This is a genomic window from Jongsikchunia kroppenstedtii DSM 45133 (assembly GCF_000380485.1).
GTDB lineage: Bacteria > Actinomycetota > Actinomycetes > Mycobacteriales > Mycobacteriaceae > Jongsikchunia > Jongsikchunia kroppenstedtii.
Genome location: NZ_AQYG01000041.1, coordinates 14,744 through 27,249, shown reverse-complemented (window position 1 = coordinate 27,249; position 12,506 = coordinate 14,744). Strand labels below are relative to the sequence as shown.

Annotated in this window: 10 protein-coding genes; 7 read left to right on the top strand and 3 right to left on the bottom strand. The window is 67.8% G+C overall.

Going from position 1 to position 12,506, the window contains the following annotated elements; genetic code table 11:
- Positions 1-11: 11 nt before the first annotated feature.
- Both G341_RS0105565 and G341_RS0105560 read right to left on the bottom strand, forming a co-directional pair.
- Complete coding sequence (locus G341_RS0105565) at positions 12-995, bottom strand: alpha/beta hydrolase (RefSeq protein WP_018178124.1); 984 nt, start codon at positions 993-995, stop codon at positions 12-14.
- Entirely contained in the window at positions 992-1,924 is a 933-nt protein-coding gene (locus G341_RS0105560) for an SDR family NAD(P)-dependent oxidoreductase (RefSeq protein WP_018178123.1), read from the bottom strand. The genes G341_RS0105565 and G341_RS0105560 overlap by 4 nt, the downstream gene beginning before the upstream one ends.
- 112 nt (positions 1,925-2,036) lie before the next feature.
- Here G341_RS0105560 and G341_RS0105555 point away from each other — a divergent pair, with 112 nt between their 5' ends.
- The 6 genes from G341_RS0105555 (at position 2,037) to G341_RS0105530 (ending at position 10,167) form a co-directional block, all read left to right on the top strand.
- Positions 2,037-3,944, top strand: a complete 1,908-nt coding sequence (locus G341_RS0105555; RefSeq protein ID WP_018178122.1) for a flavin-containing monooxygenase — start codon at positions 2,037-2,039, stop codon at positions 3,942-3,944.
- Positions 3,945-4,081: 137 nt separating this feature from the next.
- Positions 4,082-5,452, top strand: a complete 1,371-nt coding sequence (locus G341_RS0105550; RefSeq protein ID WP_018178121.1) for a UDP-glucose dehydrogenase family protein — start codon at positions 4,082-4,084, stop codon at positions 5,450-5,452.
- 131 nt (positions 5,453-5,583) lie between these two features.
- Entirely contained in the window at positions 5,584-6,624 is a 1,041-nt protein-coding gene (locus tag G341_RS0105545; protein WP_018178120.1) for an AurF N-oxygenase family protein, read from the top strand.
- Between the two features lie 40 nt (positions 6,625-6,664).
- On the top strand, positions 6,665-8,206 hold the full coding sequence (locus tag G341_RS21135) for an FAD-dependent oxidoreductase (RefSeq protein WP_081622441.1): 1,542 nt from the start codon (positions 6,665-6,667) through the stop codon (positions 8,204-8,206).
- A gap of 73 nt (positions 8,207-8,279) precedes the next feature.
- Positions 8,280-9,590 (top strand): hypothetical protein, encoded by a 1,311-nt coding sequence (locus G341_RS0105535; protein WP_018178118.1) that lies wholly within the window; start codon positions 8,280-8,282, stop codon positions 9,588-9,590.
- Between the two features lie 82 nt (positions 9,591-9,672).
- Entirely contained in the window at positions 9,673-10,167 is a 495-nt protein-coding gene (locus tag G341_RS0105530) for a methylated-DNA--[protein]-cysteine S-methyltransferase (RefSeq protein ID WP_018178117.1), read from the top strand.
- 21 nt (positions 10,168-10,188) lie between these two features.
- Here G341_RS0105530 and G341_RS22940 read toward each other — a convergent pair whose 3' ends face one another.
- Positions 10,189-11,154, bottom strand: coding sequence for a helix-turn-helix domain-containing protein (locus tag G341_RS22940; protein WP_018178116.1), 966 nt, complete (start codon positions 11,152-11,154; stop codon positions 10,189-10,191).
- A 230-nt stretch (positions 11,155-11,384) separates the two neighbouring features.
- Between G341_RS22940 and G341_RS0105520 the strand changes: the two genes are divergently transcribed.
- Positions 11,385-12,503 (top strand): helix-turn-helix domain-containing protein, encoded by a 1,119-nt coding sequence (locus G341_RS0105520; protein ID WP_162140701.1) that lies wholly within the window; start codon positions 11,385-11,387, stop codon positions 12,501-12,503.
- Positions 12,504-12,506 lie beyond the last annotated feature (3 nt).

Below are 12,506 nucleotides of genomic sequence, written 5' to 3'. Positions count from 1 at the left end.
CGGGCGGACGCTCAGCAGTGGTCGAGTCCCCAGGCGACCGATCCCGGACCGACCGCGAACTTGGCCCGCATCAGCGCGCCGAGTTCGGCCATCGCCAGCCGGGCCCGCGACTGATCGTCCGCATGCATCATGAAGCCGTGGTACACACCGGGATAGCGCAGTAGCGCCGTCTGCACCCCGGCATCGCGCAGCTGTTCGCCGAAGGACTCGGCGCCGTCGCGGCTCGGGTCGTGCGATGCCGTCAGCACGATCGCCGGCGGCAGTCCCGACAGGTCGTCGGCCAGCGGCGGCACGCCGTACGGATGGTCCTTGCTCGGGTCGTCGCCGAGGTAGAGATCCTTCGTCCAGGCGAAGTCGCCGGCGGTGATGATCGGCCCGTCGGCGTATTCGAGGACCGACGGGCGGGTGTCGTCCCGCTCGAACCCGCCGTAGATATGCAGCTGGAAGGCGATCGGGGCGCCGCCCTCGTCGCGGGTCTGCAGCGCGGCTCCCGCGGCCAGCGCCGCCCCGGCGCTGTCGCCGCCGATGGCGATGCGCGCGGTATCGACGCCGAGGTCGGCGGCATTCGTCGCCGTCCATTGCACGGCGAAGTAGGTCTCGTCGCTCGCCACCGGGTAGGGATGTTCCGGCGCCAGCCGATAGTCGACGGACACCACGACCGCGCGGGCCGCCTCCGCGAGGAACCGGGCCAGCCGATCGAAGGTGCGCACGCTGCCGATCACCAGACCGCCGCCGTGCAGATAGACCATCGCCGGCAGGTCGGGCTCGTCGACGGGCCGATAGATCCGCAGGAGCAGATCGCCGTGCGGTCCTTCGACGACCCGATCCTGGACGCTGTGCATGTCGGGTCCGGGCTGCTGCGGGAGCGCCTCGAAGGCGGCCCGCGATGCCTCGACGCCGGCCACGTGCATCGGCACCATCGCGCGGTTGCCCAGGTAGGCGGCGACGTCCGAATCGAGGCCCGGCCACGTCGGCGCGGTCTCGGGCGCGCTCATCCGTTCACCTTCGCGGCGGTGTCGGGGCTGATCCGAATCGCTTCCCAGGCGGCGCGGGTGTCCGGTCCCATCCGGCCGACGAAGTAATCGAGCTGCTCCCACAGCGAGTGGTGCACGGTCAGTTCGGCGGAATCGAGTACCTGGTCGATGAGGCCTGGCCAGGCCTCGGGGCTGGGTGCCGCGGCTAGCGCTCCGGCCGATTCGGCCAGCACGATGCGGGTCACCAGTCCGCCGCCGACCGCGAAGCATTCACCGGACAGCGACGTGTCGGCGTGCAGCAGGTAGGCGGCGAACGCGGCGACGGCCTCGGGCGGGAAGTGCTCGGTCATGAATTCGGCGAAGCCGGGTTGCTGAATGCCCGCGGTCGACCGGGTCCACGCCGCGGGCAGGATCGCGTTCGACCGGATGCCCTCGGCCCGGCCGAGCACGGCCTGCGTGCGGGTCAGCGATTGGATGGCGCCCTTGGCGGCCGCGTAGCCGGGCATGGCCGGGGCGGCGAAGCTGCCGTTGGACGAGATGTTGAGGATGCGGCCACCGCTCGCGGCGAGATGCGGCCACGCGGCCTCGCTGATCCGGTGCGCGCCTCGCAGATGCACATCGATGAGGGTGTCGAAGGAGCCGCCGGCACCGGCATTGTTGATCACGATGTCGAGACGGCCGTATTCGTCGACTGCGCGCTGCACGATCTCGGTCGCCTCGGTGACCACGTCGCCGGTGACGCCGACCGCCGTCGCGCCCGCCTCGCGCAGGATCCGGACGGCCTCGACGGTGCCGGGTTCGTTGGTACCGCCGGCCCAGTCGCGCCCGAGGTCGTTGACGACGACCGCGCAGCCTCGATCAGCCAGCTGGCGCGCGTAGGCCAACCCCAAGCCGAATGTCGACACCCCGGTGACCAGGGCAACCTGGCCGTCGAATCGCAGTTCACCCATGCGGCGGGCCTCCTTGTTTTCTGTCTTTCGGCAGACTTTTCAGGTAAAAAAACTAGACTAACAGTTCAGTTACTGAATTGGTGATCTATTGAACCTCGGAGAGGACTCTGCCATGGCCACCGACACCGTCCGCGCCGCCGTCCCGGCAGCTGAGACGTTGCGCGAGCATCTGCGCGCCGCCGATCCCGCCGTGCTGCTCGCGGTGCTCGCCCAGGTCAGCGGGAGTACCGCGGCGCTGGACCGCTACGCCGGCGCGATCACACATGTCCCGGCGGCACCCGAGATGGCCGGTGTCGCCGAACCGGCGATCGCGGAGGCGATCATCGACGAGCTGTTCGCGGCGCTCGACCGGCCGGGCGACGGCCTCGCGCCCGACGATCCGGCGCTGTTCGCCCGCCTGGTCCCGCTGGCGCTCGGCGTGACAGTGGGGGACGAGTTCCTGCCGATGCTCGCGGAACAGGGCGGGTTCCATCAGTCGCGGCCGGTGGTCCCGCGCACGGGCCCGCTGCCGGAGACGCTCAGCCTCGCGATCATCGGCGGCGGTCTGGCCGGCATCGCGGCCGCCCTGGCGGCTGCCCGGGAGGGCATCGACTACCAGCTCTTCGAACGCGGCGACCAGCTCGGCGGTACCTGGACGATCCAGACCTATCCAGGGGTCGGCGTCGATACGCCGTCGTCCTATTACTCGCTCTCGTCCGCGCTGAACCCCGACTGGTCGAGCTACTACCCGAAGGGCGGCGAATACCGTGACTACCTGCAGGATCTCGGCCGTCGGCACGGAATCGACCAACGGACCCTCTTCGGGGCCGAGGTCACCTCGCTGGTGTGGGACGACGACGCGGCGGTGTGGGAGATCGGATTCCGGGACCGCGACGGTCGCACGCAGAGCGCCCGGGCCACCGTGGTGGTGACCGCGCTCGGCTATCTCAACCGACCCAAGTTTCCGGACGTGCCGGGGCGCGAGAGCTTCGCCGGGCTCAGCGTGCACTCGGGTGAGTGGGACCCGGCGATCGATCTGACCGGAAAGCGGGTCGCGGTGATCGGCGCCGGCTGCACGGCGGCGCAGCTGGTCGACACGCTGGCGCCCGACGTCGCGCGCCTCACGCAGTTCCAGCGGCAGCCGCACTGGGTGGCGCCGCGCAAACGCGAGTCCGACGACGTGCCCGAGTACCAGCGCATCCTGTGCCGCGAGCTGCCGTACTACGCGAATTGGTTGCGGCTCAAGGCTTTCTGGGGGTCAGCCGACGCCGCCTACAAGGTGGTGATCGTCGACCGGGAATGGGCGGCGTCGCATCTGTCGATCTCGCCGACCAACGACCTGTTGCTGCAGGACTGCCTCGCCTATATCGACCGCATCTTCGGCGCCGGCTCCGAACTCGCGGCCGCCGTCACCCCTGACTTCGCGCCATTCGGCAAGCGCATCATCCGCGATCCCGGCGGCTACTACCCGGCGCTCGCCCGCGAGCACGTCGAGTTGATCGCCGGCGAACCCGCCGAGGTGGTTCCGGAAGGGATCGTGACGGCCGATGGCCGGCTCATCGAGCTCGACGCGATCGTCTACGCGACCGGCTATTACCTCGACTTCCTGTCGACGCTGGACATCCGCGGTCGGGACGGCCGCACCCTGAACGACGAATGGGCCGGCAACCCGCGCGCGTATCGCGGCGGCACCGTGCCGGGCTTTCCCAACCTGTTCATCACGTCGGCGCCCAACGCCAACCCGAGTCACGGCGCCGGCAACAACTTCGGCATCGAGGTGGCGGTGCACTACCTGGTCGAATGTCTGCACCTGATGGCGCTGCGCGGGGCCCGGTCGATGGAGCCGACACGGGCGGCCTACGACGACTATGTCGAACGGATCGATACCGCGATGGAGGAGACCATCTGGCGGCATTCGCCGAACGCCCACACGTATTACCGCAACGACACCGGTCGCGTGATCGTCGCGTGCCCGTGGCGGCTGGTGGACGTGTGGCATGAGCATCGCGCGCCGATAGAAGGGCATTTCGTACTGCGCTGACCGCCGGCGGCGGGCGTCCGGGTGATGCCCCGCGTTCACTCGTCAGCAATGTTGTCGCCCAACGGTTCACCGAAGTCGTGAGTGTCTGACACCCGCAGGTTCCGGCGACGTCGATTGCGCCGCGTACTCAGATGAGTATGAAGGTCACAGTCTTTGGTTGCGGATATCTCGGTGCCACCCATGCGGCCTGCATGGCCGAGCTCGGTCACGAGGTGCTGGGCGTCGATGTCGATCCGCAGAAGGTCGAGCGGCTCAACTCGGGGGAGCTGCCGTTCTACGAGCCGGGTCTGTCGGACGTCCTGCGCCGCGGGATCGACTCGGGCCGACTGTCTTTCACCACCGACAGTGCCGAGGCGGCCGACTTCGCGCGGGTGCACTTCCTGGGCGTCGGCACGCCGCAGAAGAAGGGCGAGTACGGCGCCGACCTCCGGCACGTGCACTCAGTCATCGACGATCTCGCCCCGCGACTGCATGGCGAGCACCTGATCATCGGCAAGTCGACGGTGCCGGTCGGCACCGCGCGCGAGCTCGGCGCCCGCGCTCGACTCGCGGCGCAGCCCGACGCGGCGATCACCGTGGCCTGGAATCCGGAATTCCTGCGCGAGGGGTTCGCGGTCGACGACACCCTGCATCCGGATCGGATCGTGTTGGGTCTCAATGCGGATGACACCGATACGCGCACCGAATCGATCGTCCGCGAGGTCTACGCGCAGATCCTGGACGAGGGCATCCCGTTCCTGGTGACCGATCTGGCGACCGCGGAATTGGTCAAGGTGTCGGCGAATGCCTTTCTGGCGACCAAGATCTCGTTCATCAATGCGATCAGCGAGGTGTGCGAGGCGGCCGGGGCGGACGTCACCATGCTGGCCGACGCGATCGGGCATGACGCCCGCATCGGGCGCCGCTTCCTCAATGCCGGACTGGGTTTCGGCGGCGGCTGCCTGCCCAAGGACATCCGCGCATTCATGGCGCGCGCCGGCGAACTCGGTGCGCCGCAGGCGCTGACCTTCCTTCGCGAGGTCGACTCGATCAACATGCGCCGCCGCGCGGCCATGGTCGATCTGGCTACCGCGGCCTGCGGCGGCACCCTGCTCGGGGCCAACATCACGGTCCTCGGCGCGGCGTTCAAGCCCGAGAGCGACGACGTGCGCGATTCACCAGCGCTGAGCGTGGCCGGCCAGCTGCAGCTCAAGGGCGCGACGGTGAGCGTCTTCGATCCGAAGGCGATGGACAACTCCCGCCGGGTGTTCCCGACGCTGAACTACGCGAACTCGATCGTGGACGCGGCCCGCGGCGCGGATGCGGTGCTGGTGCTCACCGAGTGGAACGAATTCGTGCACCTCGACCCGGCCGAGGTGACGCCGCTGGTACGCCGGACGAACATCATCGACGGACGTCGCTGCCTGGACCGAAAGGCCTGGGAAACCGCCGGATGGACCTATCGGGCCCTCGGCGGCACGCCGGCGCTGCTCCCGACTGTGACCGCGAACACCCTGGTCAGGGGCTGAGTATCGACCATCACAGATCGCGCCGTCGAGAATTGTGACAACGGGTATTGCAACATTCCGGTTCATCGTCTTAGCATCGTTGTAACAGGTTTGGCTTTGGGCTGAACCCGAACCAGGCAAGGGAGCCGACGATGACCCTCATGGACATTCGCAGCGCACGCAGCGTCGCCAAGAAGGGGAGCACCCGTAAGGGCGCCAGCACCGCCGATGGCGAGCGGTTCAACGAGTTCACCGACATGATCGACACTCTCAACAAGGGCTCGGTCAACCGGTCGTTCGACGCCTACGGCGACATCGATTGGGACGCGCCGGAGATGAAGATCATCGAGAACGATGAGCGATGGATCCTGCCGGCGGTCGACCCGATCGGCAAGCACCCCTGGTACCAGAGCCAGACCAAGGAACGGCAGATCGAGATCGGCATGTGGCGGCAGGCCAACGTCGCCAAGGTCGGTCTGGAGTTCGAGGCCATCCTGATCCGCGGCATGATCCAGTACGTCATGCAGCTGCCGAACGGGGCGCCCGAATTCCGCTACGGCATGCACGAATCCAAGGAGGAGTGCAACCACATCATGATGTTCCAGGAGCTGGTCAACCGGATGGGCGTGGACGTCCCCGGCGGCCCGCGCTGGTTCAAGATCGTGTCGCCGCTGGTCCCGCTGGCGTCGACGCCGCTGCCGCTGACGTTCTTCACCGGCATCCTCGCCGGCGAGGAGCCGATCGATCATCTGCAGAAGAGCATCCTGCGCAGCGCCGATCAGCTGCATCCGATGTTCGCGAACGTGATGGCCGTGCATGTCGCCGAGGAGGCGCGCCACATCTCGTACGCGCACGAGTTCATCAAGTACCACCTCAAGGAGATGGGCAAGGCGAAGAAGTTCATGTCGTCGTTGATGTTCCCGATCGTCATGCGGGTGCTGTGCGACGTGATCGTGAAGCCGCCGAAGTCCTTCCGCAAGGAATTCGATGTCCCCAAGGAAGTCATGGACGAGATCTTCTGGGACAGCGAGGACGGCCGCGCACTGCTCACCGAGGTGTTCGCCGACGTCCGGATGCTCGCCAACGATTCGGGCCTGATGAACCCGGTGTCGCGCAAGCTGTGGCGGGCGCTGAAGATCGACGGCAAGGTCTCGCGCTACCGCAGCCAGCCGCATGAGGAGATGGCTGCCTGATCTACACGGAAACCCTGTGTAGCAGCCGTACATTCACATAATGCCTCACGTCGTCACCCAGTCATGCTGTAGCGACGCCTCGTGCGTCTACGCATGCCCAGTCAACTGCATCCATCCGACCCCGGACGAGCCCGATTTCCTCACCGCGGAAATGCTGCATATCGACCCGTATGCCTGCGTCGATTGCGGTGCCTGCGTGCGGGCCTGCCCCGTCGGTGCGATCGTCCCGGACCGCAAGCTGAACGCCAAGCAGTCCCGATTCCTCGAGATCAACCACGATTTCTATGACGGAACCGACCGCAGCGGCTCCACCGTCACCGGCGCCAGTGGCCGGTCGATCCTCGCCAAACCGATTCCGCTGACCCCGATCACCAAGGTCGACGAGGACCTGCGGGTCGCGGTGATCGGTTCCGGGCCGGCCGCGATGTACACCGCGGAGGACCTCATCAAGCGGCCGGGAGTGCAGGTGACGATCTTCGAGCGGCTCCCCGATCCGTATGGCCTGGCCCGGCGCGGCGTCGCGCCCGATCACCAGACCACGCGTCAGGTCACCGAGCTGTTCGACCTGGTCGCCGCCAACCCACGGGTGAAGCTGCTGACCGGCGTCGAGGTCGGCAAGGACGTCACGATCGACGAGCTGCAGCAGCAGTTCCATGCGGTGGTCTATGCCGTCGGCGCGTCGACCGACAAGAAGCTCGATGTCCCCGGAGCGGAAACGGTCACCAGCGCTACCGAATTCGTCGCCTGGTACAACGGCCATCCCGACTACGCGGACCGAACCTTCGACCTGTCCGGCGAGCGCGTGGTGATCGTCGGCAACGGTAACGTGGCCCTCGACGTGGCGCGGATTCTGGCGGTCGACCCAGCGAAGCTGACCGAGACCGACATTGCGCCCTACGCGCTGCAGGCCCTGCGGGACAGCAAGATTCGGGAGATCGACATCGTGGCCCGACGCGGTCCCGCCCAGGCGGCGTTCACCGTGCCCGAGTTCGTGGGTCTGGTCGACCGGCCCGACATCACGCTCGCGGTGGATCCGGCCGAGTTGGTCATCGATCCGGAGACCGCCGCCCTGGAGGCCTCCGGCGACCTGCCGCATGCCACCAAGTTCAAACTGCAGATGCTGCGCGAGGTCGCGGCCCGCGGCGACGCGGGTGCGAGCGACGATCGGCTGATCCGCCTCCGCTTCATGCGCGCCCCGAGCGCGATCGGCGACGGGGCCATCACGCTCGTCCGCAACGAGTTCCAGACCGACGCCGACGGCCGCACGAGAGTGGTCGCCACCGACGATGTCGAGACGGTCCCGGAGTCGCTGGTGCTGACCTCGGTCGGGTATCACGGCCGTCCGGTGTCCGGCCTGCCGTTCGACGATCGGCGCGGGGTGATCCCCAACGCGGCCGGCCGGGTCGACGGGATGGCCGGCGTCTACGTCGCCGGTTGGATCAAACGCGGGCCGACCGGGTTCATCGGGACCAACAAGTCGGACGCGCAGGAGACCGTGCGCCTGCTCCTCGACGACTTCAATGCGGGCCGGCTGGCGTCACCTGCGCGGACGGCGGCACCTACGGAGTCCCGCCTGCGCTGAGGCCGCGTGAGTACAGCCACTAACGGACATCGCTAAGTCGGTCAGAGAAATGGTGACGTGTTCTAATCGTTACGTGAGTCAGGCACCGTCGATCGATACGGCGCGACTCGGCGATGATCTGTCACCGGGCGCGATCGTGGATCCGGTCCTGCTGAGCACCATTCGTCGCCGGCTGGCCTCGCAGGGTATGCCCGTGGGCCCGGCCATCGTCCTCTTCGATCTGGTCGCCGACGCCCTGCATGTGGCGGCCGTCGACATGACCACCGGCCAGGTGCTGGCGCATGTCCGCGACGGTGCCGTGAGCACGGCCGCGCTGGACCGCAACATCGCCGATCATCTGGTGGCCGGCGGGGTTGCCGAGCGCCCGACGACGCGGGCGTGGGCGCGCGAGCTGGTCGGCCTGATGGCCACCGTACGGGCGCGGCTGGTCGAGCACACGAGCACCTTCGTCATGGGTTCCGAGCACGTGGGCTTCATCCAGATCGACCGCGGGGTCGTCGACGCGGCCCTGCTGCCGTTCGTGGCCCGCGCCGAGCGGCTGGGCAACCGGGCCGCCGTGGCCTGCACCTTGGAGGTGACCGCGGCGGTACTGACCTCTCAGCAGTCGTGGTGGCCGGGCCTGACGGCCGGGCTCACCGCGGCCTACGGCGTGCCGGTGATCGCGGTCGGCCAGCCCGTCGCGGTCGTGGCCGGATATCGACACGAGCAGCCCGATGTGGGCGTGACCAGCGTCGTCGCGCCGGTCACCCACGCGCCTCGGGTGTCGCCGACGACCCGCGAGCAGGACCGGCTGGCGATGCCGCTGGCGCTCGCGTACTCGGAGGTCCCGGGCGCCACCGGTGCGGTCGACGTGGACACGTCCGTCACCGACGAGCTCGACATCCCGGCGATCATCGAGAATCTGGACACCGACGAGTTCCCGCCGGCCATGCAGCCGGAGCCGTTCGACGCGACGGCACTGCTGAATCCGGAGCAGCGCGCGGCGCGCCGTCGGCACAACCGCAACGTTCTGTTGGGTGCCGCCGCCGCGGCCGCGGTTCTGGTGGGCGGGGCGGTCGCCATCACCTCGCCGTCGTGGTCGAGTGATACGCCGAATCGGTCGACTGCCAACGAGGCGGCCGTCGGCACCCAGGACCAAGGCCCGCGACCGAGTGTCACGCCGACGCCGAACGTGCCGATCCCGTCGGTCGCGCCGGATACCGCGGGGGCCACCGCACCGGTCGTGCAGTTCACCCCGGGCCCGACGAAGCCGCCGCCCAATTCCGTCAGCGGCGGTGTCGGTGGCAATGGCGGCGGCGGGAACGGCCCGACGCGCGGTCACAAGCCGCGGCTGGTGCTGCCGAACCCGATCCCCGGTCAGCCGCCGATCGTCGTCATTCCCTGATCCGCTGGGTTCGCCAGTCCGGTCGGCTCGCCAGTCTCTCCGGTTGCCCGGACCTGTCAGTGGCCGGCCTTACTATCGACCCATGTCGTACGCGGTGCTCGAGACGCCGATCGGCGAGCTGACGCTCGTCGGCGACGGGCGGGCGCTCACCGGCTCCTACTTCGGCCTGCAGCGGCATCTGCCGGATCCCGGGTCGTTCGGCGAGCGGGACGATGCGCTGTATCCCGAGGCCCGCGAGCAGCTCGGCGAGTACTTCGCAGGGCGACGCGTCGAATTCACCATGCCGCTGGCGCCGGTGGGCACCGACTTCCAGCAGCGCGTGTGGCAGCGGCTGCGGGAGATTCCCTACGGCGAGACGCGGAGCTACGGCGAGATCGCCGAGGTGCTCGGCGGCCCCACGCTGACGCGCGCCGTGGGAGCGGCCAACGGCCGGAATCCGTTGGGCGTCATCGTGCCTTGCCACCGGGTGATCGGTGCCGACGGCTCGCTGACGGGGTATGCCGGTGGCCCGGATCGCAAGCGGTTCCTGCTGGAGCTGGAAGGTGTGCTGGCCCCGCAACAGGATTCGTTGTTCTGACTCGGGTTCCGACCCGGGTCGTCATGTCGTCACGGACGAATTGATGCGGCGGCGGAACTGTGAGGGCGACTCGTCGAAACGCAGCCGGAAGGCGCGAGAGAACGTGTCGGCCCCGCTGAAACCGTGTGAATGCGCGATTGCGGCAATGGTTCTGGTCGATCCCTGTCCGGCGAGTTCGGCGGCCGCGCGATCGAGGCGGGTGTTGCGAATCAGCTGATTGACGGTGACGTCGGACTTCTCGAATGCGCGGAAGAGGCTGCGCGGACTGATATTGAGCCGTTCGGCGATGGTGTCCGAGTTCAGTAGCGGGTCCCGGAAGTCGGTATCGATGACATCGCGGACCTGCGTGCGAATATCGTCGCGGTCGAGGCCGGAGTCGTGGGCCGCGGTGGGGAAGTCGTCCAGGATGAGCATGGCGATCCGCACCATCATCCCGTCGAGGCGGGCCGCGCGTGTCGGGCTGTTCTTCGAGGAGTCGGCAAGCGCCGACGTCACGAATTCCACTGCGGATATCGTCAGATTCGCCAGTTTCCACGATCCTCCCGCGACCGCGTCGGGGCTGAGATTGGCGGTATCGAACAGCGGTAACGGAATGTAGATCCCCAGAGTGTCGCTATCGGCTGATGTCGTCAGCAGTTGGAAGGTCTGATCGAATCGCGTCGCCATCGCTTCGCCCGCAACGGCGTTGAATTCGCGGCCGCCTTGAAATCCCTTCCAATGTCCGCGGAGCACCACGGTCAGCATGACGTGGCCCGACAGATTGTCGCCGAGGTGTTGTGCGGTGCGTTCGGCGCGCACTCGAACCCCGTCGTATCGGACGAAGATCATCGGGCCGCTGCGTCCGGTCCACAACCTGGCCTCGAACTCGCCGTCGCAGGTCAAGCGCAGCGGAAGGGCCAGCGCATTGAGGTCGTCCGGCCCTGCCAGTCGCATGCCTGACGCCCAGCGACGCTGATCGTCGCCGACATGGAAATCGTCGTCAAGCATGGCTCCCCCGAGACCCATCAGACGTCTATTTAGCCAGCATCCGGATCGTATCGTCCCGTTGGGTGGGGCGTGGCGGAAATCGTCGGATGGTCGGCGGTAAGCGTCGGGTGCCGGGCATCGGAATGGCAATTTCCGACTCGCGCCCGCCATACGATCAGTTGCGTATTTCACCGGATTTTGACGCGCAGGTTTATGCATTGTTTGCGCTAAGTATTCTCGGAGGGAGTGCAGTGACTGCCGTAACGGTAAGGCCGGTGGCGAACCGGTCGGTCGGGGACGTTCGGATGTCGATGCGCGCGGTCGGGACCGTCGTTCCACCGCGCTCCGCGGAGCGGATCCGCGCCGAGTTACGCCATATCCTCGGGGCGTGTATCAGGAACGGCACGCAGCCCACGGCGTGCCGGCTGATCGAAACCGCCTTGGATGACCTGATACTTACCGTCGTCGGCCGGAGCGCGACCGACGCCGAACGGTATGCGATCCGTCAGCATGCGACGGCGTCGATCAACCTGCGGTTCCGCGAGGAGCAGCTGGGTGTCGGTGACATCGCCGCCGACGTGATGGTGAGCCGGCGGCAACTGCATGTCGTCTTCGCCGATGTCGGGCAGTCGCCGTACAACCTGATCCTGCATCGGCGGATCGAGGAGGGATTGCGCCTTCTGCGCGATCCCGCACGGGCGGAACTGACGATCACCGAGATCGGCCGAATCAGTGGCTTCAACGGCCACGCACAGTTCAGCCGGGTGATATCGAAGGAAACGGGCAAGTCGCCGCGCGCCGTCCGGGCCGAGAATCTGCTTGCCCAGCGGCCTGTTTCGGACTTACGGCAGGACGAGCCCGACATCGCGGCACGGCTGACGGCGATCAGTTCCGAGCTGGCTGCCGGGGCCACGATCGTCCGTGATGTGCCGGTCCGGCACTATGTGCATGCCGCGGCCGCCAACCTCGCCGCCGCGACCATCTATTTCCGCGGCGCCGAGATGGTCGGCGCGAAGGCCGTCATGCGATGCGCCGCACTGAAATTCATAGACGAGAACTTCCGCGACATGCATGCCGACGCCGCGGCCGTCGCCGAGCATGTCGGGATCAGCGTGCGCCAGCTGCACACGTTGTTGGCCGAGGACGGGTCGACGGTCCCCGGACTGTTCCGCGAACGCCGGACGCAGGAGGGGATCCGCCTGCTGTCCGACCCGCGGTATGCGTCATTCGGCGTCCGCGACGTCGCCGAGCGGGCCGGCTTCGGCGCGGTCACCTCGTTCACCCGGGCCATCCGCGCCGCGACCGGGCACTCGCCGTCGGAGGTGCGCCGGTCCGCACTGGCACGCGGCATGCATCGGGCGGCGTCCTAGGCG

Bases quoted from the DNA above. Each gene is read 5' to 3' on its own strand.
- G341_RS0105565 (WP_018178124.1), bottom strand. From the start codon at position 995: ATGAGCGCGCCCGAGACCGCGCCGACGTGGCCGGGCCTCGATTCGGAC.
- G341_RS0105560 (WP_018178123.1), bottom strand. From the start codon at position 1,924: ATGGGTGAACTGCGATTCGACGGCCAGGTTGCCCTGGTCACCGGGGTG.
- G341_RS0105555 (WP_018178122.1), top strand. From the start codon at position 2,037: ATGGCCACCGACACCGTCCGCGCCGCCGTCCCGGCAGCTGAGACGTTG.
- G341_RS0105550 (WP_018178121.1), top strand. From the start codon at position 4,082: ATGAAGGTCACAGTCTTTGGTTGCGGATATCTCGGTGCCACCCATGCG.
- G341_RS0105545 (WP_018178120.1), top strand. From the start codon at position 5,584: ATGACCCTCATGGACATTCGCAGCGCACGCAGCGTCGCCAAGAAGGGG.
- G341_RS21135 (WP_081622441.1), top strand. From the start codon at position 6,665: ATGCCTCACGTCGTCACCCAGTCATGCTGTAGCGACGCCTCGTGCGTC.
- G341_RS0105530 (WP_018178117.1), top strand. From the start codon at position 9,673: ATGTCGTACGCGGTGCTCGAGACGCCGATCGGCGAGCTGACGCTCGTC.
- G341_RS22940 (WP_018178116.1), bottom strand. From the start codon at position 11,154: ATGCTTGACGACGATTTCCATGTCGGCGACGATCAGCGTCGCTGGGCG.